This is a genomic window from Streptomyces sp. NPDC058308, assembly GCF_042880275.1.
GTDB lineage: Bacteria > Actinomycetota > Actinomycetes > Streptomycetales > Streptomycetaceae > Streptomyces.
The window spans coordinates 56,839-75,648 of the sequence record NZ_JBHVZA010000033.1 but is presented as its reverse complement, the minus strand read 5'-3'; the positions used below and the strand labels follow the sequence as shown (position 1 = coordinate 75,648).

Annotated in this window: 16 protein-coding genes and 2 pseudogenes; 5 read left to right on the top strand and 13 right to left on the bottom strand. The window is 71.5% G+C overall.

Features of this window, described 5'->3' with window-relative positions:
- Nucleotides 1-116 precede the first annotated feature (116 nt).
- Entirely contained in the window at nt 117-575 is a 459-nt protein-coding gene (locus tag ACFVYL_RS32565) for a DUF4442 domain-containing protein (protein WP_389722346.1), read from the bottom strand.
- A 126-nt stretch (nt 576-701) separates the two neighbouring features.
- Between ACFVYL_RS32565 and ACFVYL_RS32560 the strand changes: the two genes are divergently transcribed.
- From ACFVYL_RS32560 to ACFVYL_RS32550, 3 genes are all read left to right on the top strand, one after another.
- Entirely contained in the window at nt 702-1,709 is a 1,008-nt protein-coding gene (locus ACFVYL_RS32560) for a hypothetical protein (RefSeq protein WP_389722344.1), read from the top strand.
- Between the two features lie 61 nt (nt 1,710-1,770).
- A complete protein-coding gene (locus tag ACFVYL_RS32555; protein ID WP_389722342.1) occupies nt 1,771-2,823 on the top strand; it encodes a hypothetical protein in 1,053 nt (350 codons plus the stop codon).
- Between the two features lie 174 nt (nt 2,824-2,997).
- The gene (locus tag ACFVYL_RS32550; RefSeq protein WP_389722340.1) at nt 2,998-4,095 is read left to right on the top strand and encodes a hypothetical protein; all 1,098 of its coding nucleotides are present in this window, start codon (nt 2,998-3,000) and stop codon (nt 4,093-4,095) included.
- 65 nt (nt 4,096-4,160) lie between these two features.
- Here ACFVYL_RS32550 and ACFVYL_RS32545 read toward each other — a convergent pair whose 3' ends face one another.
- The 8 genes and pseudogenes from ACFVYL_RS32545 to ACFVYL_RS32510 form a co-directional block, all read right to left on the bottom strand.
- Entirely contained in the window at nt 4,161-4,952 is a 792-nt protein-coding gene (locus ACFVYL_RS32545) for a spermidine synthase (RefSeq protein WP_389722357.1), read from the bottom strand.
- 142 nt (nt 4,953-5,094) lie between these two features.
- Entirely contained in the window at nt 5,095-5,658 is a 564-nt protein-coding gene (locus ACFVYL_RS32540; RefSeq protein WP_389722338.1) for a type 1 glutamine amidotransferase, read from the bottom strand.
- Nucleotides 5,659-5,671: 13 nt separating this feature from the next.
- Nucleotides 5,672-6,490 carry an acetylglutamate kinase gene (locus ACFVYL_RS32535; RefSeq protein WP_389722336.1) on the bottom strand — a complete coding sequence of 273 codons (819 nt, stop codon included), beginning with the start codon at nt 6,488-6,490 and terminating at the stop codon, nt 5,672-5,674.
- The gene (gene argC, locus ACFVYL_RS32530; protein WP_389722334.1) at nt 6,487-7,539 is read right to left on the bottom strand and encodes an N-acetyl-gamma-glutamyl-phosphate reductase; all 1,053 of its coding nucleotides are present in this window, start codon (nt 7,537-7,539) and stop codon (nt 6,487-6,489) included. Before argC ends, ACFVYL_RS32535 begins: the two co-directional genes overlap by 4 nt.
- Nucleotides 7,536-8,384, bottom strand: a complete 849-nt coding sequence (locus ACFVYL_RS32525) for a RimK family alpha-L-glutamate ligase (RefSeq protein ID WP_389722332.1) — start codon at nt 8,382-8,384, stop codon at nt 7,536-7,538. The genes argC and ACFVYL_RS32525 overlap by 4 nt, the downstream gene beginning before the upstream one ends.
- Nucleotide 8,385: 1 nt before the next feature.
- Nucleotides 8,386-8,571, bottom strand: coding sequence for a lysine biosynthesis protein LysW (locus tag ACFVYL_RS32520; protein ID WP_389722330.1), 186 nt, complete (start codon nt 8,569-8,571; stop codon nt 8,386-8,388).
- Between the two features lie 84 nt (nt 8,572-8,655).
- Nucleotides 8,656-9,798, bottom strand: coding sequence for an isopropylmalate synthase (locus ACFVYL_RS32515; RefSeq protein WP_389722355.1), 1,143 nt, complete (start codon nt 9,796-9,798; stop codon nt 8,656-8,658).
- Between the two features lie 55 nt (nt 9,799-9,853).
- Nucleotides 9,854-10,225: pseudogene (locus ACFVYL_RS32510) on the bottom strand (dihydrodipicolinate reductase C-terminal domain-containing protein); the annotation flags it as partial.
- 361 nt (nt 10,226-10,586) lie between these two features.
- Between ACFVYL_RS32510 and ACFVYL_RS32505 the strand changes: the two are divergent.
- Nucleotides 10,587-12,545 (top strand): acyl-CoA dehydrogenase family protein, encoded by a 1,959-nt coding sequence (locus tag ACFVYL_RS32505; protein ID WP_389722329.1) that lies wholly within the window; start codon nt 10,587-10,589, stop codon nt 12,543-12,545.
- Between the two features lie 150 nt (nt 12,546-12,695).
- On the opposite strand, the gene rph is transcribed toward ACFVYL_RS32505, so the two are convergent.
- From rph to ACFVYL_RS32485, 4 genes and pseudogenes are all read right to left on the bottom strand, one after another.
- Nucleotides 12,696-15,293, bottom strand: a complete 2,598-nt coding sequence (gene rph, locus ACFVYL_RS32500) for a rifamycin-inactivating phosphotransferase (protein WP_389722327.1) — start codon at nt 15,291-15,293, stop codon at nt 12,696-12,698.
- A 318-nt stretch (nt 15,294-15,611) separates the two neighbouring features.
- Nucleotides 15,612-15,779 (bottom strand): annotated as a pseudogene (locus ACFVYL_RS32495) (DUF4232 domain-containing protein); the annotation flags it as partial.
- Nucleotides 15,780-15,919: 140 nt separating this feature from the next.
- Nucleotides 15,920-17,602: an amidase family protein gene (locus ACFVYL_RS32490; protein ID WP_389722325.1), complete on the bottom strand. Its 1,683-nt coding sequence runs from the start codon at nt 17,600-17,602 to the stop codon at nt 15,920-15,922.
- A 147-nt stretch (nt 17,603-17,749) separates the two neighbouring features.
- Nucleotides 17,750-18,121: a VOC family protein gene (locus tag ACFVYL_RS32485; protein WP_389722323.1), complete on the bottom strand. Its 372-nt coding sequence runs from the start codon at nt 18,119-18,121 to the stop codon at nt 17,750-17,752.
- Between the two features lie 81 nt (nt 18,122-18,202).
- Between ACFVYL_RS32485 and ACFVYL_RS32480 the strand changes: the two genes are divergently transcribed.
- Nucleotides 18,203-18,664: a MarR family winged helix-turn-helix transcriptional regulator gene (locus tag ACFVYL_RS32480; RefSeq protein ID WP_389722321.1), complete on the top strand. Its 462-nt coding sequence runs from the start codon at nt 18,203-18,205 to the stop codon at nt 18,662-18,664.
- The last annotated feature ends 146 nt before the right edge of the window (nt 18,665-18,810 follow it).

The following is an 18,810-nucleotide window of genomic DNA, read 5'->3' as shown; positions in this document are numbered from 1 at the left end:
CCGGCCCCGGGGGCCCCCCGCGGGCCCCCCGCCCCGCGGCCCGGGGCGGGCGCCGCCCCCCCCCCCCCGGGCCTCCGCGCGTCTACTGGGTGAACCCGGGGCGACCGGGCCCGATTTCAGCTCGGGTTGTTGGGCCGCAGCGTCCAGACCACCGTCATCTCGCCGGTGACGGCGCCGTCCTCGCGCTGGATCTCGATGGCGACCGGGAACTCGGGACGCTTGCCCGCGTCCAGTTCGGCGATCACGTCGGCGACCGGGCGGCCGAGGGTCGCCGTGGCCGTGACGGGCCCCATCGCCAGCTTCTTGTACGCGATCTCCGCGCTGACGGCGAGCGGCACGGCCCGCGAGAGCTCCGCCCCGAACGCGGCGAGGACGATGGCGCCGCTCGCGGACTCGCCCAGCGTGAACATGGCGCCGGCGTGCGGGCCGCCGACGTGGTTGTGGTACTCACCCTGGTCGGGCAGGGCCACCACGGCCCTGTCGGGCGTGGTCTCCCGGAACTCGAGGTTCAGGGTCCTGGCCATCGGAACCGTGGCGGCGAGCATCTCGCCGATCGACATCTGGTCTGCGCTCATGCGGTGATGTTACCCACGGGTAGCGTTTCTTGACCAGGACCTGTCTCAGCTGCTGACCAGGACCTGTGTCGGCTGTTGACCAGCTCCTGTCTTGGCGTGGATCACCGTCACCTATCGTTGACGCCCATGTGGCAAGGAGCGCAGCCGCCCGGGGGCGAGCAGAACCAGCAGGGCCAGGGCCAGAACTACGGCCAAAGCCAGGGCCAGAACCCGTACCGGCAGCCCGGGTACCAGCAGCCCAACCCGTACGGGCAGCAGGCCCCATGGAACGCGCCGACCATGCCCGGCGGCCCGCACGGCGCCCCGCCCGAACCTCCGCGCGGCGGCAACGGCAACCGCACCAAGCTGATCGCCCTCGTCGCGGCAGGCGCGGTCGTGGTGGCCGCGGGCGTCACCGGCGCTCTGCTCCTCGGCGGCGACAAGGACGACGCCGCGAAGCCCGACCCGACCGGGACCGCGGCCGTCTCGCCGGCCCCGAGCGGCTCCGAGAACGACGCCAATCCCCGTACCGGCGACGGCATGCCCGAACCGGCCGTGGCCGGCTGGAAGGTGGTCGTCAACCCCAAGCTCGGCCTCGCGTTCGACGTGCCCGCCGAGTGGTCCCTGGAGTCGCGGGACTGGGCGGGCGGAGTCGTGGAGAACGAGGACGCCGAGGACGAGTCGGCGGAGTTCCTCGCCGCCTACGCCGCCCCCGCCTACTTCAAGGAGAAGTGGTGCGGCAGCGACGAGGACCGGGACGGCACGAAGGACTACCGGCAGCTGGCGGCCGCGGGCACCCGGGGCAACCGCGGCACCAAGAGCACCGAGGCGGCCGCGCGGCACGACGCGACCAACTGGGTCTACGGCGTGTACACGCAGCCGGACAGGAAGACGGTCACCACCGGGCCGACCAAGACGTACACCACGAAGTCGGGCATCAAGGGCAGCCTGGTGAGCGCGAGTTCGTCCGGCGTCGAGAAGCAGGGCAAGTGCGACTCGGACGGCAAGGCGACGGTGTTCGCCTTCAAGGACTCCGGGGGGAAGTTCGTGTCCTGGTCCTTCCACGGCGCCAAGGGCGTCAAGGACGAACTTCCGGACGCCACCGTGCGCAAGATGCTCTCGACGGTGCGCGAGTACAAGGCTTCCGAGAACTGAGCGGGGCGCCGGCCGGGGCGGTTGTGATCGTGCGGGACCGGCACCCGTATCGTGTCCCGCCATGTGGCCAGGACAGCAGCCGCCCGGGGGCGAGCAGAACCCGCAGGACCAGAGTCAGAACCCGTACCAGCAGCCGGGATACCAGCAGCCGAACCCGTATCAGCAGCCGGGATACCAACAGTCGGGGTACCAGCAGCCCGTGGCCGGGCCGGGGGGACAGTGGAGCGCCCCGACCGTGCCGACGGGCGCACCGCAGGCCCCGGGCGGCAGCGGTGACGGGGGCCGGGGCGGCAAGGACAGGACCAAGGTCATCGCGCTGGTGACGGCCGCCGCCGTGGTCGTGGCAGCCGGGGTGACCGGCTTCCTGCTGTTCGGCGGCGAGGACGACGGGGACTCCAAGGCCGACTCCCCCGCCCGGGCGGGCGACCGCAAGCCGGCCCCGACCGCGGACGGCGGCAGCGCCGACGGTGACAGCGCCGACGGTGACAGCGGGCGCGGCACCGACGGCGACCCGAAGCCGACCGTCAAGGGCTGGCACGTCGTGGTGAACCCGAAGTGGGGCACCGCCTTCGACGTGCCGCCGGAGTGGGAGGTGCAGAACCCCGGCTCGGCGATCGCCTTCGAGGACATCAAGACCGGCAAGCCGCTGATGACCATGTCGGCCCCGGCGTACCTGCGGCCCAAGTGGTGCGTGGCCGACGAGAACAAGGACGGCAGGACCGAGGACCACGAGCTTGCCGCCGTGGGCACCAAGGGCGCCAAGGGCGCGAAGAACAGCGACGAGGTCGCGGTCAACCAGGTCGGCTGGTGGGTCTACGGCGGCTACACCCAGCCGGACAAGAAGAGCTTCACGAACGACGACAAGGCCCAGCCCTACACCACCACGTCCGGCATCAAGGGCAGCATCGCCCGGGCCAGGTCCAAGAACACGCCCCAGCGGGGCAAGTGCGCCACCGACGGGAAGGCGATCACCTTCGGCTTCAAGAATTCCGCCGGTGAGTACGTGTCGTGGAGCCTCTACGGCGCCACGGGCGTGGCGGACGAGCTGCCCGAGAAGACGGTGATGAAGATCCTCAGCACGGTCCGCACGTACGGAGAGCCGACGAACTCCTGACCCGGCTCGCCCGCGTCGCGTACTGATGAGTCGAGTTACTGGTGAAAAGTGCGGCTGCCCCGTGAAGAACAGCGCTGTTTGACCGGGGATATCCCGTTACGTCGGTCGCGCAGACGGCGCCGCGGGTGATCGGCCGTGGCACGCCGCCCCGTGGCCCATCTATGGTTACTGGCCATGTGGCCAGAACAGCAGCCGCCCGGGGGCGAGCAGAACCCGCAGGACCAGAGTCAGAACCCGTACCAGCAGCCGGGGTACCAGCAGCCGAACCCGTATCAGCAGCCGGGATACCAGCAGTCGGGGTACCAGCAGCAGCAACCGGGATATCAGCAGCAGCCTGCGGGGGGCTACCAGCAGCCGCAGTCGGGCGGCTTCTCGCAGCCCGAGCAGCCGCAGTGGGCGGCCCCGACACCCCCGCCCGTGCCGCCACAGAATGGCGGCGGTCAGGGCGGTGGCAGCGGCAACAAGACGAAGATCACCGCCATCGTGGCCGCGCTCGCCGTGGTGGCGGCCGCCGGTGTCACCGGCTTCCTGATCCTCGGCGGTGACAAGGACGACGAGGCGGGTCCGGCGAAGCCGTCCGCCTCGAAGTCCGCCACCAAGAAGCCGAGCCCCAAGCCCAGCGACGACGGGAACGCGCGCGGCGAGGGCGGCGAGGACAAGCCGACGATCGACGGCTGGCAGGTCGTCGTGAACCCCAAGTGGGGCACCGCCTTCGACGTGCCGGCCGACTGGAAGGTCGAGTCGCCGGACACCCTCCTCGGTTTCGACGACCGCAAGGAGGACGGCGCGAAGTCGATCATCATCATGTCCTCGCCCGCTGTCTACAAAGAGAAGTGGTGCACGTCCGACGACGACAAGGACGGCGAGTCCGACGACACGTCGCTCGCCGCGGTCGGCACGAAGGGCCAGAACGGCGCCAAGAACACCAAGGACATCGCACGCAACGACTCGGCCTGGTGGGTCTTCGGCGGCTACACCGAGCAGACCAAGGCCGACAAGAAGAAGATCAAGATCAGCAAGGTCGAGGACTACACCACCACGTCCGGCATCAAGGGCAGCCTCGCGACGTCGACGACGTCCGGCGCCGCCACCTCGGCCAAGTGCGACTCCGAGGGCAAGGCCACCACGTTCGGCTTCAAGAACGAGGCCGGTGAGTACGTGGCCTGGACCCTGTACGGCGCCAAGGGCGTCAAGGAGGAAGTCTCCGACGCCACGGTGAAGAAGATCCTGAGCACGGTCCGGTGGAGCGAGGCGGCGACCGAAGAGTCCTGAGCCCCGAGGCCCCGGAGCGGGGGGTGGCGTCCGCGAAGACCGTGTCGCGCGGGGCCACCGAGCCATCACCCGATGGAGAAGGCGCCGTCGGGCGGCTCGGGTGAGGCCACCGCGTCCTCGTCGCGCACCGGCCGCGCGTCCCCGATGAGGCGCCGCAGCGCGTCGCCGTGCTCGACCCGGGCGGGAAAGGCGTCGGACGCGGTGCGGCGGGCCAGCACTCCGACGTCGATGGGACCGTGCGCGGCTATCAGTACCGCGTTCCCGAAGCGGCGCCCGCGCAGCACGGACGGCTCGGCGATCAGCGCGAGCTCCGTGAACACCTGGGCGAACGTGGCCAGTTGGGAGCGGAGGAACGTGAAGGGCGCGCCGTCGGCGAGGTTCGCGATGTAGTACCCGCCCGGGCGCAGCACCCGGTCGGCGGCCCGCGCGTACGCGAGTGTGGTGAGGTGCGCGGGGACGCGGGAGCCGCCGAAGACATCGGCGACGACGACGTCCGCGCTGTCGCCCGGCGCGGCCTCCAGCCACTCACGGGCGTCCGCACCGTGCACGCCGACCCCGCTCCCCTCGGCCAGCGGCAGCTGCTCCGCGACCAGTCGCAGCAGCCCCCGGTCCGCCTCGACCACCTGCTGCCGGGAGCCGGGCCGGGTGGCGGCGAGATAGCGGGGCAGGGTGAGTGCTCCCCCGCCGAGGTGGAGGACGTCGAGGGGGTCACCGGGTTCGGCCATCGCGTCCAGGACGTGGGCGAGCCTGCGCGCGTACTCGAACTCCAGGTGCGTGGGTTCGTCCAGGTCGACGTACGACTGGGGAGCGCCGTCGACCGTGAGCAGCCAGGCCCGCGGCCGGTCGACGTCGGGCATGAGCTTGGCGGTGCCGTGATCGACCTCCCTGATCACCGAAACCGCCTCGTCCCCACCGGCGGCATCCGCCCCGGCCCCGCCCTCGAACTCATCCGCGTCCACGGCGTCCATTGTGCCGGGTCCGGCGGGTCACAGCGGCGGCTCAGCGGTAGAACCGCGTGAACCCCCGCAGGATCTCCCGGCCGTCGGTCCGGTATTCCAGATGGGCCTGGGAGCCGGTCAGGCGGCCGTCGGCCGAGCGGAGGAACTCCACGGGCGCCTGCTCGGAGCGGCCGATGACGCGGAAGCCCGCAGGGGCCTCGCGCAGGTACAGGGTGTGCCGCTGGAAGAGCGTCACGGTCGGCCGGACGTAGGCGAAGAGTGGCTCCCCGGTGTCGACATGGACCTCGCTGCGCCCGACTCGCTGGGGTCCCGGGGAGAGGTGGCCACCCGCGGCGACGGCGAGGATCTGCATGCCGCCGCAGATTCCGAGGACGGGGACGTCGGTGTTCCCGATGAGGTCGATGAGGGGCCCGTAGTGGTCGAGTTCGTGGGCGCGGACCTTCGTGCCGCTCAGCACGATCGCCTGGTAGCGGCCGGAGAGCCGGGGCGGCAGGGAAGCCGTGTCCACCGCGGCTGTGGAGGACCCCAAGTCCTCCAGGCGGGCACGCAGTTGCGGCAGCGAGAGTGTTCCGTTGTCGACGACGAGGACGTGGGGACGGAGCACGGGTCCGGCCTCCTCAGGCTCCGGTGGCGGGAGTTCTGGCGACGAGGGTTCCCGTACGGGCGGTGAGCAGGGCGGTGACGGTGTCGTCGCCGATGACGACGCGCCGCACGCCCTGGTCCAGGGCCTCGCACGCGGCGCGCAGCTTCTTCCGCATCCCGCCGGTGGCGACGGTGTCGCGGAGGCCGATCGCGGTCTCTTCGGGGACGCGGCGCACCGGCTTCCCGTCGACGATCAGATGGGGGACGTCGGTGACGAGCACCAGGTCCCGGGCTCCGACGGCGCCGGCGACCGCGGCCGCCGCCCGGTCGGCGTCGGTGTTGACCTCCTGGCCGGCCGCGTTGCGTGCCAGCGGGGTCACGACGCGGACGTGGCCCGGCCGTGCGGGCTCCAGCCGCGCCGTGCGCACGGCGCCGGGCGGGCCGACGAGGTTGTCCAGTTCGACGAGCCGCGTGCCCTGCCACCACAGGCGTTCGGCCGGCCCCGCGCTGATCAGTCCGTCGCTGCCGAGCAGCCGCTCCGCGGTGACATCACGCTCTGCGAGCCGTTCGAGAATGGTGTCGCCCAGCTCCGAGCTGACGGTCTTGATGTCGTCGAGGACCTCGGGGGTGGTCCAGCGGCTCCGGTTTCCGTAGCGGTCGCGCAGCATCGCGGACGGACGGCCGTGACGGGGGTCGAGCCGCCGCAGCGGCCGGGACCAGCCGTGGACGAGGATCAGTGGCCGTTGTCCTGCCTGCCGGGCCAGATCGTCCCACCAGTGGTCGTCGAGTGCTTCGAGGCAGCTGCCGCCGAGTTTGACGACGGCTGTCGGCGCCCGGAGCGGCGCGGTGCTCATGCGGGCATCACCGGCCGCATCGTCAGACCCGTCTCCTCGGGGAGCCCGAAGCGCCGGTTGGCGGCCTGCACCGCCTGGCCCGCGGCGCCCTTGACGAGATTGTCGAGAGCGGCGAGGACGACGACGCGTCCCCCGTCCTCGTCGGCGAGGGCGGTCACATCGCAGAAGTTGGAGCCGAGAACCGCCTGCGGGTCGGGCACCGGGATCCGCGTCTCGGTGTGCCGCCGCGCGCGGACGAACGGGTGCCCCTTGTAGAAGCGGACGTACGCGCGTTGCAGCTCGCGTTGGCCGACCACCTGGTCCGTGAACACGTAGATGCTCGCGAGCAGCCCCCGCACGCTGGGGACGCCGTAGGCCGACATGCTCAACGACTCGATCGAACCGGGCCTGGTCCGCCGCAGGAAATCGGTGACCTCTGCGGCGTGCCGGTGACCGGTCGGGGCGTACGGTGTGATGGCGCCGCTGCGCAGCGGATGCAGAGCGGCGGTGCGCAGCCGCAGGCCACTGCCGCTGGACCCGCTCTTGGCGTCCACGAGCACCTTCTTCAACGGAAGGCCCAGGCCGAGGGCGAGCGGTGCCAGGCCCAGCGTGATCGCCGTCGCGTGACAGCCGGGGAGCGAGATCAGCGCGGCGTCCGCCAGCTGATCGCCGACCAGCTCCGGGGCCCCGTACACGAAGCGGCGCAGGAGGTCCGCGCGGCGCTCCACTGCCGGATACCAGCGGTCGTGGAGTTCCGGGGTGCGGATGCGGAAGGCGCCGCTGAGGTCGATCACGGCCGGAATCCGGTCGGCGAGCAGGGCGGCGAGGTCCGCCGAGACCGGGGCCGGGGTGGCCAGGAAGACGACGTCGAGCCGTCCGGTGGTGGCCTCGGTGACGTGCCGCACGGTCAGGGCCGGTTCCCGCAGCCCGGGGTGCAGCTCGCCGATGTGCCTCCCCGCGCTCGCGGAGCCGCCGAGGAAGGTCAGTTCCAGCTCGGGGTGGGGCGTGAGCAGCCTGATGAGCTCCCCGCCGACGAGTCCGGAGGCTCCGACGACTCCCGCACGGATCATGTGAGGGCCTCTCGTACGCTGCGGGCGACGGCCTCGGGGATATCGGTTCCGCTCGTCGTGGCCAGGGCCCGGAAGGCGGGGGCGTGGTTGACCTCGTTGACCAGGTAACCGTCGGGGGTGCGGAAGAGATCTACTCCGTAGATCCCGGGCCCCAGCGCGCGCACCACACCGTCGAGGACCTTGCGCAGTTCCGGGTCGCGGGCCGTGGCCCGGCACCGGCCGCCCAGCGCCGCGTTGGTGCGCCACTCGGTGGGTTCGGCGGTGAACTCGGCGGCGCCGAGCAGCTCGTCTCCCCCGACCAGACAGCGTACGGATGTCCCGCCCACATATGGCTCCACCAGGCACGCTTGCTCGAAGGCGTGCCCGAGGTCCTCGACGTAGTCGTACACGGAAGGGGCGGTGTCGGCGTCCCGGAGCAGGGTGACCCTTCGGCCCATGCCGCCGAAGACGGGCTTGAGGACCAGGGGCAGTGGCAGTTCCCGCAGACAGCACTCGAAGTCCGCGCGGGAGAGCACGAGGCGGAAGTCCGGGACAGGGAGTCCGGCCGCGCGCAGCACGGTCCGCAGGGTGGCCTTGTTCTGACAGGTGTGGATGGCGTCGGCGGTGTTCAGGGTGCGGACCCCGGCGGCCTCGGCGAGCGTGGCGATGAGGCCGCCACGGGTGTAGCTGCGGCTGCGCACCAGGAGTCCGTCGTCGCCCGCGAGCGCGGGGAGGTCCGGGTGGCCGAGGCACATCGACTCGTCGTTGACCCACCGCAGGCGCAGCCCGAGTGCCGGGGCTGCGGCGATCAGCCGCCGTTCCTCCCAGCCGATCCGGTCCGCGGCCACCGCGACGGTCGGCGGCACGTCACTGGCCCCAGTCGCTGAGCCGCGTCTCGACCATGCGCAGCGCCATGCGGCCGTCGGCGACTTCCTCGATGCGCAGGGTGAGCATGCACTCGGGGCAGACGAGGGTCTCTCCGGTGACCATGGTCGGCGCGGTCAGGTTCGTCTCGCACTCGGGGCAGGTACCGGCGAGCGTAGAGGGCGTCATGCGGAACCTCCGGTGATCGTGTCGGGACCAGGTCGTCGCGTGGGGGTCAAGTGGGGGCGCGGCGATCAAGTCGTCGCGTGGGGATCACGCCGCCGCGAAGGCCACGGCGGCCGTGCGGATCGCGTCCCGGTCGAGCAGCGGGTTGCCCGCCCGTCGCTGCCTTTCCACGAGCCAGGAGGTGAAGGCGCCGACGTCCACGTCGATGTCCGTGTCGGCCAGCGCCCAGGCGATCAGGCCAGGAGTGAGACGGCTGCGGACGCTCAACCGGCGGGTATTGCCGACGAGTTCGGCGGGCAGCGTCTCGTACGCCTCCGGATTGCTGAGCTGGCCCGTCAGTTCGTAGGCGTACGAGTGACGGGTGGTCGGCCCGGGCTGAAAGGCCTCGCCCAGACCGGAGCCCTTCAGCGCGATGCGGGAGAGCGCGGTGAGGTGACTCAGGTCGAAGCGGGCGTCCCCGTGCAGGACGCGCAGGGCGGTGAGCAGTTCGGCCAGGGGAGTGTTGCCGCCGCGCTCCCCGATGCCGCCGACGGTCGCGGAGATCCACCGCGCGCCGGCCCGGACGGCGGCGAGGGAGTTGGCGACGGCCATGCCCAGCATGTTGTGCGAGTGGACCTCGACCTCGGAGCCCTCGATCGCCGCGAGTGGTGCGACCGTCTCCTCCATCTGCCAGGGCGAGAGACAGGCGACGGTCTCGGCGAGCCGGAAGCGGTCCGCCCCGGCCGAGAAACCGGCGGTGACGTACGGGACGAGCCGGTCGGCGGGGGTCCGCGCGCCGTCCTCTCCGCTGAAGGTGACGTGAAATCCACGTTCCTTGGCCTGGGAGATCGCCGAACGCGCCAGCACCTGGAGGAACTTGAGGCTGGTCGAGCCGAGTTTCATCCCGGCGTGCGACGCGGACGTGGGAATGGAGCACATGATGTGCCGCACGCCCAGCCGCTCGGCCTCCTTCAGGGCGTGGCCGACCTGGCGGCGGTCGCGTACGACGACGAGCGTCATGCAGCGTTCGGGCCCCACGCTCTCGTGGGTGGCGAGGACGAGATCCGCGTCCTTGGTACCCGGGCCCGAGACCATGCCCACCTCGACCAGCTCGACTCCGGTCGCGACCAGGAGGCCCGCGATGGCCGCGGCGTCCTTGGGGCCGAACTCCACGCCCGCCATGTGCGCCGAGTCCCGCAGTGTGGCGTCGGATATGTGAGGAGGCCTCGGCGCGCTGCCCTGCGATCCCATTGCCACGTGCTCCACCCTTCGGGCCGTCTGCGGTCACGTGCTCGCGGTCGCCCGCTCAGTCCATGTCCATGTCCATGAACGACTCCAAGCCGAGGGTGAGCCCGGGGGCCGAACCGACGCGGCGTACGCCGAGCAGGAAGCCGGGCGTGAAGCAGGCGCGATCCGTGGAGTCGTGCCGGATCGTCAGGGTCTCGCCCGTGCCACCGAAAATGACCTCCTGATGGGCCACGAACCCGCGCGCCCGCACGGCGTGCACCGGCACCCCCTCGACGTCCGCGCCACGGGCACCGGCGAGGGCCGTGGTCGTGGCGTCCGGCTGACCGGCGCCGCCCGCCCCGCGGCGCGCCTCGGCGATGAGCCTGGCGGTGCGCACGGCGGCTCCACCGGGGGCATCGGCTTTGCCGGGGTGATGCATCTCGGACTCGACGGCCCTGACCACCTCGCGCCCCATCCGGCCCGCGGCGCCGATCACTCCGACCCGGATCGCGGTCATCCGCTCCTCGCTCCTCCCGGAACGACGGTCCGTACGTGGCCGCACGGGCCGGTGCTCTCGCCACCGATTCGCTCACGGAAAGCTGCCCGCCGTCGACCGAGATCATCCGATGCACCGGGGGCACCGCCGGAACAATGGCGGAAAAGGGCCGGGGCTTGCCGGGTACGCCTTCGCCGACGGCCTGACCCTCGCGGCCCCGCAGCCCGCCCTGGTCCGCGCGGAGCCCCGCGACGCCCCTCCGCCGGATGGACCAAGCGATCGATTTGATCGTTCCCGGGGCGGGTAGCCGGGCGACATGGCCACCGACAGCACCGCATCCCCCAGCGGCTACGCGCAGCCCGTCATCGACGTGCAGGCTCTCGCGGAGTTGCTCGACGGCGAATACGCCGAGGTCCGAAGCCTGGTCCGCGCCAACCTGACGAAACACGCGGGCGTACTGGACGACGCGGAACAGCTCGGCTTCGACGCGTTCCGCGAGCGCGTGCGGGAACTGGTCGTCGAGATGGCGGCGACGGGCCAGACCGGCATGGGCTTTCCGAAGGAGTACGGAGGGGGCGGCGACGTCGGCGCTTCGATCGCCGCGTTCGAGACGCTCGCCTTCGGCGATCTGTCGGTCCTGGTCAAAGTCGGCGTGCAGTTCGGGCTCTTCGGTGGTGCGATCCTGCACCTGGGCACGGAGCGCCACCACGAGGCCCATCTGCCGCGTCTGATCACCGGGGAGCTGATGGGCTGCTTCGCGATGACCGAGACCGGACACGGCTCCAACGTCCAGGCGCTCGGCACCGTGGCCCGGTACGACGCCGACAGCCGTGAGTTCGTCATCACCACCGGCGACGACCAGGCACGCAAGGACTACATCGGCAACGCGGCCCGGCACGCCGAGCTGGCGGTCGTCTTCGCCCAACTGGAGGTGGCCGGGGAACACGAGGGCGTGCACGCGTTCGTCGTACCGATCCGCGTGCACGGTGAGGTGGCCCCCGGCGTCCGGATCGAGGACGACGGCCGCAAGATGGGCCTCAACGGCGTGGACAACGGCCGCATCTGGTTCGACGGCGTACGCGTGCCGCGCGAGGCACTGCTCAACCGGTTCGCGGACGTCACTCCCGAGGGCGTGTACGAGAGCCCGATCGATCATCCGGACCGCCGCTTCTTCACGATGCTCGGCACGCTGGTGCAGGGGCGGGTCAGCGTGGCCGGTGGCGCCATCAACGCCAGCAAGGTCGCACTGGCCATCGCGACCAAATACGCCGTGCGCCGCCGGCAGTTCCAGGCGGCCTCGGACCACGAGGAGCAGGTGCTCCTCGACTACGGCATGCACCAGCGCCGGCTGCTCCCGCTCATCGCGCGCACCTACGCGCTGCACTTCGCCCAGGACGTCGTACGCACGCAGTTGCACGAGGTCTTCTCGGGGACCGATGACGACGAACTCGCCCGACGTGAGCTGGAAGCACGGGCCGCGGGCACCAAGGCGCTCGGCACCTGGCACGCCACGCGCACGATCCAGGAGTGCCGCGAGGCGTGCGGGGGCGCCGGATACCTCGCCGTCAACCGGTTCGCCGCCCTGAAGGCCGACAGCGACGTCTTCGCGACGTTCGAGGGCGACAACCACGTGCTGCTCCAGCTGGTGGCGAAGGGCCTGCTCACCCACTACGCGAGCGCGTTCGAGGATCTGGACCAGCTCGGCATGGTCCGGTACGTCACCAGCCTGGCCGTCGAGACGGTCATCGAGAAGACCTCGGCCCACAAACTCCTGGAGCGGGTGCGCGACCTGCTGCCCGGCGGCGACGAGTGGGACCAGGATGCGGGCCTCCTCGACTCGGAGTACCAGCTCGCGATGGTCCGCTTCCGCGAGGAGCACATGCTCGCCGGTGTGGCGCGCCGCCTCAAGCGGGGGATGGGTCAGGAGTCCCATCCCGGTGCCGTCTTCTCGCAGGTCCAGGACCACGTCATCGCGGTGGCCCACGCGCACGTCGAGCGGCTGGTCCTCGAGGCGTTCGTCGACAAGGTGCGGCAGCTGCCCGACGGCGACAACAAGGTCGCGCTGGGACTCCTGTGCGACCTCTTCGCCCTCTCCACGATCGAGGCGGACCGCGCCTGGTTCATGGAGCACGGCCGCCTGACCGTCCAGCGTTCCAAGGCGATCCGCCGCGAGGTGAACGACCTGTGCCGCAAGGTCCGGCCGATCGCGGCCGACCTCGTCGACGCCTGGGGCATCCCGCCGCGGCTGCTGCGCTCGCCCGACCTGGTGGGATGACGCCCGGGTCCGTGTGCACACGGTGAGCGCGGGCAGGGCCGGACCTCGGCCCTGCCCGCATTCACCGCCGTCCACTCAGGTCAAGTCAGGTCAGGTCAGGTCAGGTCAGGTCAGGTCAGGTCAGGTCAGGTCAGAGCAGAGCAGATCAACTCAGCTCAAGATCTCGACGTACCCATCGGTCCCGTGCACGCGGATCCGCTGCCCGTCCCTGATCTGCCGGGTGGCCCCCGCCACGCCCACGACGGCAGGCAGCCCGTACTCCCTGGCGATCACCGCGCCATGGGTCATCAGGCCGCCCACCTCGGTCACCAGGCCCGCGATGCCGACGAACAGCGGCGACCAGCTGGGGTCCGTGAAGGTCGTGACCAGGATGTCGCCCGCTTCGAGGTCGGCCTCCGCGATGTCGAGGATGACGCGGGCCCGTCCCTCGACGGTCCCGGCGGAGACGGGCAGGCCGATCAGGGCGCCGGCCGGCGCGTCGTCGCGCCGGTACGCCCCGGTGACGGCCTCGCCGTCCGAGGTGAGCACCCGGGGCGGCGTGAGCGCGTGGTACGAGCGGAAGTCGTCCTTGCGCCGCCGGATGAGCCGCTCGTCCACCTGATGTGTGCGCACGGCGTCGTGGAGTTCCTGGAACGTGAGGTAGAAGATGTCCTCCTTATCGACGAGCACATCGGCCCGCACCAGGCGTTCGGCCTCCGCCAGCAGGGCCTGCTTGTAGACGAAATAGCGGCTGACGATGCCGTACTTCGGGTACTCCCGGTACCCGATGAAGGTCCTGACCCGGTCGATCATCCGCTTGGTCTCTTCGGCCTTCCGTTCCCCGTCCGGCAGGGCACGCAGGCGCGACAGCACCTCCTCTTCCTTTGCCTGCGCCTTCTGCCGCCCTCGCTCGAAGCGCAGCGCGGCGGCGCCCGGCTCGAAGTTCCTGACGTTGTCGAGGATCACGGGTACGAGCGTGGCGGGGCGCTCGCGCCAGCGTGGCCGCGTGATGTCGATCTCGCCGACGCAGCGCACGCCGTACCGGTCGAGGTAGGCCTCGATGGCGTCGCGCGCCTCGGCGCCGCCCTCGACCTTCGCCAGCTCGTCGAGGAAGTCCTCGCCCTCGACACCCTGCAGGAACGCCACGACCTCCGGATGCGCCCGGACCACGTCCGCGACGTCGAGCAGCGCGAGGCCCATCTCCGACGTGATGTTGTCCGGGGCGGACAGGGTCAGCGTGTCGGCCGCGTTCTTCTCGCCGAGCCACTCCTGCAGCTTGTCGTTGAGCCACCACGTGGCCTCCATCCCCGCCATGAGCGCCTGAAAGCTCAACGGGTCGCTGAGGACGCGCTTGTGCTCCTCGAACGCCTCCAGGAGGAAGTCGAACAGGGCCGGTCCGGACTTCGTCCGGATGTCGCGTTCCAGTGCGGCGACGGAGGCCTCGCTGCGCTCGATCAGCTCGGTGACGACGGCCGGATCGGTCTCGACCGGGGCGGGCGGCCCGCCGGCCGGTGGACCGCCGGGCACCTCGTCCGGGAGCGAGGGGACGAAGTCGCCGCGGTCGATGACGGTCTCCAGCGCGTCCCTGGTGAGCGGATCGCCCTTGCCCATGAGGTCCAGGAGAGCGGCGCGGCTCGTGGGCGAGGCGAGGCGCCGGGTGACGTCGACGAACAGCCGTCCCCCGGCCTCGTGCATCGCCACCATGGCCGTCAGCTGCCACATGGAGTAGCCCAGGGGCCTCATGGGGTCGGTCATCATCTGCTGGTGGCCGACGGAGACGTAGACGTGATTGTCCTGGTCAGGGGCGTCCGGGAGGGGGAAGAGCGTGGTGATGGGGCGGCTCTGGACGATCTGGAAGCCGTCGTCGGCCAGGCACCATTCGATGTCCTGCGGACGGCCGAAGTGCGCCTCGATCCGCCGTCCGAGCCGCACGAGCTCCTCAGCCTGCGCGTCCGTCAGGGCGGGCTGCTCCTGTTGCCCCGGGCCGAGGGTCACTTCCCGCGTGCCCCCGGCGGGCAGCGCGTGCACGGCACGCTCCTTGGCGGCGATCGTCCGCTCCACGACCCGGCCGTCCCGCACCTTGAAGACGTCGGGGTTCACCAGGCCGGATACGAGGGCCTCGCCGAGGCCGAAACCGGCGTCCACGGTGGACACCTTCCGGTCGCCCGTGACGGGGTCGGCGGTGAACAGGATGCCGGACGCGTGCGGGAGGACCATGCGCTGCACGACCACGGCCATGTGGACCGTGCGGTGGTCGACGCCGTTGCGCCGGCGGTAGGTCACGGCGCGCTCGGTGAACACCGAGGCCCAGCACCGGCTGATGTGCCGGACGATCTCCGCAGGGCCGATGACGTTGAGGTACGTGTCCTGCTGGCCGGCGAACGAGGCCGTCGGCTGGTCCTCCGCCGTCGCGCTGGACCGTACGGCGTAGGCGGCGTCCTCGCCGAACCGGCCGAGCGCGCGGGTGATCTCCGCCGTGAGATCGGCCGGGACGGCGATCTCCTCGATGGTCCGGCGGATCTCCGCGCTGAGCGTACGGGTCGCCTCCCGGTCGTCCGGGCCCAGGCGTGCGAGCCGGTCGAGCTGCTCGCCGAGGGACGGCGCGTCGGCGACGATCCGCCGGAAGGCGTCGGTCGTCACGCAGAAACCGGTCGGTACGCGGACACCCTCGATCCGTGACAGCGCGCCCAGGTGCGCGCCCTTGCCGCCGACGACCGCGACCTGCCGCTCGTCGGTCTCGGAAAGGTCGAGTACGTATCGCTCGCTCATCGCGTCACCTCCGTCGGCGTTCCCTCTGGTCCGACGGCACTGCGTCCCCCGTACATCGACAACAACACAGGCACGTCGCGTCCCCATTTCCGCAGGTGGTGGCTTCGGTCGACGATTCTGCGCCAAGCCCCGGGCCTTGTGGCAAGCCCCCCGGTGCGCTATAAGTTGAGAGAGGCAAGGAGAGCGCTCCTTGCCTTTTCTCTTTTCCTGCGTACGGTTTCCCGCGTACGGCTGTCGCCCGCACGTGGGACGGCATCGTCACGTGCGGGCGACCAGGATGTTCGGTTGACCCGGATGTTCGGTTGACCAGGGGGCGAATCAGCCGCCCTGGCCTGCGCTGCCGATCGGGCCGACCGTGACCGGGGAGCCGGAGCCGTCCGTGCCGGGCAGGGTCTTGGCGCCGGGCCACTCCATGGAGAACGACTTCGTCTCACCGGGCGGCGTCACCACGAGTGCGGTGACGCTGACGCCGGAGCCGCCCTTCTCGGCGGGCTTCTCCCCGTCCGAACACTCCTCTCCCGGGCCTCCCCCGCCGTTTCCGCTCCTCCTCGCGGCTGTCGGCCGCCGGGGCAGACCCGTGACCCGGCGGGCCTTGGCCCGTCAACAGCTGTCCGGGCAGGCCGGGTTCACCGTGTCGCGCCGGTCCCGGACGTCGGCAGGTAGCGCGGCGCGCGCCAGGCCCGCAGCCGCTGCTCCACCGCCGCGCCCAGCGACAGAAGCCGGGTGTCCTGGTGGTCACCGGCCATCAGGAGCAGGCCGACCGGCAGTTCGCCGACAGACCCGGCGGGCACCGAGAGGGACGGGTATCCGGCGACGGCCGCCGGTGTGGAGGACGGGATGACGTCGTTGTCGCCGCGCGCGCAGTCGGTCGTCCAGGCGGGCGGGTTCGTGGGCGCGGCGATGGCGTCCAGCCGGTGGGAGGCCATGGTCTCGTCGATGGAGCGCCGGGACAGGTCCTTCAACTCGGCCCGCATCGCCCGGTACTCGGGGTCGGAGGTGGGCGGCGCGGCGAGCGCCTGCTCGAACAGCTCCTGGCCGGCGAAGCAGGTCCGCTCCGCGGGGTGGGTGCGGTTGAACCCGATCAACTCGGCGAGGTCGCGGGGTCCTTCACGCGTGCCGAGGTAGGCGTCGATGTCCCGGTGGAACTCGCTGAGCAGCGCGGGGAATTCGAGTTCGGCGAGGCGCGCCTGGTACGGGGGCGTCACCTCGACGACCACGGCTCCGGCCTGACGCAGCTTCTCCGCCGTACGGGTCATCACCGCGTCCACGTCGGAACCGAGCGAGGGCAGACGCCACAGGCCGATCCGCTTCCCGCGGAGACTTTGCGGACCGGTAGCGCCTTGCGAACCGGTAGCGTCCTGCGGACCGGTAGAGCGCTGCGAACCGGTAGAGCCCCGCGGACCGGGGCCGCCCTGAAGGCCGTCGGAGCGGGCGCCGTCACGGCGCCCGCCCTCGGCACCGCTCAGCACCGCGAACGTGAGCGCGGTGTCGATGACGTTGCGCGCCATGGGCCCGGCCGTGTCCTGCTCGGCGGAGATCGGCACCACGCCCGACTGGCTGACCAGGCCGAGACTGGGCTTGTGGCCGACGACGCCGTTCATCCCTGCCGGGCACACGATGGAGCCGTCCGTCTCGGTGCCGATCGCCACTTGCGACAAGGACGCGGCGAGCGCGGCCGCGGAGCCTGCCGACGATCCGCAGGGATTGCGGTCGAGGACGTAGGGATTGTTGGTCTGACCGCCGACCGCCGACCAGCCCGATGTCGGCTTCGCCGCGCGGAAGTTGGCCCATTCGGACAGGTTGGTCTTGCCGAGGATCACCGCCCCGGCCTTGCGCAGGCGCGTCACCAGCTCGGCGTCGGCGCCGGGCGGACTTCCGGCGAGCGCGAGCGAGCCCGCGGTCGTCGGCATGTCACGGGTGTCCACGTTGTCCTTGAGCAGGACGGGGATGCCGTCCAGCGGCCCGAGGGTCTTGCCGCGCCGGTGCCTGGCATCGCTGGCGGCCGCCTGGCGCAAGGCCGTCGGGCTGGTGCGCAGCACCGAGTGGATGCGGGGATCGACGTTCTCGATCCGCCTCAAGTAAGCCCGGGTCAGCGTCGACGCGGTCAGCGAACCGTCCGCCATGCGCGCCTGCAGCTCCGGGATCGTCACCCTGTCGAGGTCGAGCCCGGGCGCGAGCGGCTGTCCGGGCCGCGGTGACGAACGGTCGGCGCCGTGTTCGCCCGCTTGCGCACCGGCGTTCGGTACGCCTGCCAGAAGGGACCCCGCGACAAGGGCGGCGGTCATTGCGGCAATGCTCTTCTTCCCCATGTGAATCAGCGGACTACACGGGCACCGTCCGGCGCAAGAGTGAGTGTCGGTCACTGGCGCAGGTCATACAGGCCGAGGCCCGTACACGGCGGCGCGGAGCAGGCGGGCGACCCAAGTGCGGTACGGCTGCCGCCCGTACGCGGCGGGTCAGCCCCCGTGCGCGGTGAGCCTGTAGCCCTCGGGCCCCTCGAAGGAGAACATCGGCCCGAACGGGCTGTCCGCCAGGGGCGCGAGGATCTTGATCCCGGCGGCGACGAGCTGGTCGTGGAGCTCCTGGGCGTCGGAGGCCTTGAACCAGATCACCGCGCCGAGGCCGGGCCGCGCGGTCTCGTCGAGGTCGACGCCGGGGAGGAGCTCGCGGACGGCGAACGGCGTCGGCTCGGTGTCGAACACGACCCCGTGGGGCGGCGAGGCGGCGGCCCTGCGCAGCCCCAGGTGCTGCTCGCAGAAAGCCGCCGCCGCGTCCACGTCGCGGACTTGCAGGGCGACGAAGTCGGGGCCGTCAAGGGTGGCAGGCATGGTTCTTCCTCACGTCGGGATGTCAGAACTTTGACATGCCTGACGTTAGGGTCGCCACGCCTCGTATGTCAAAATACTGACATGGAAGAGTCCGCGTCACCCGAGTCGCCCGAGCCCGCGAAGGACGTCACCCAGCACGTGGGCTACCTGCTCAAACGCGCCCAGGCGGCCCTGCGCGGGGCCATGGACAAGGTCCTGCGCGAACACGGGCTGACCGTGCCGCAGTACGCCACCCTCGAACTCCTCGCCCTGCACCCCGGCATGTCCAATGCCGACCTCGCCCGCGCCACCTTCGTCACCCGGCAGTCCGGCAACGTCGTCCTGCGGGGCCTGCAGGAGGCGGGGCTCATCAGCCGCCCCGAGACCGCCGACCACGGCCGCGCCCGGCCCGCCCACCTCACCGAGGAGGGCCGCGCGCGCCTGGCCGCGGTCCAGTCCGCTGTCTACGCCGTCGAACAGCGCATGGTCGAACCGATCCCGCCGCAGCGCATGGCGGCACTCCTCACTGACCTCGGCCTCATCGCGGCGGCCCTGGAGGAGTGACGCACCACCGGCCGCCCAGATCGGACCGGGCCCGATGTCGCCTGTTTCAGGGGGTCGGCCCCGCGGCCCCGGGCGGGCGGCCGGGCCGCCCGCGCCGGGAGGCGGCCCCCGGGACGGGGGCCCCGCCCACGGGGCGGCCCCCCACG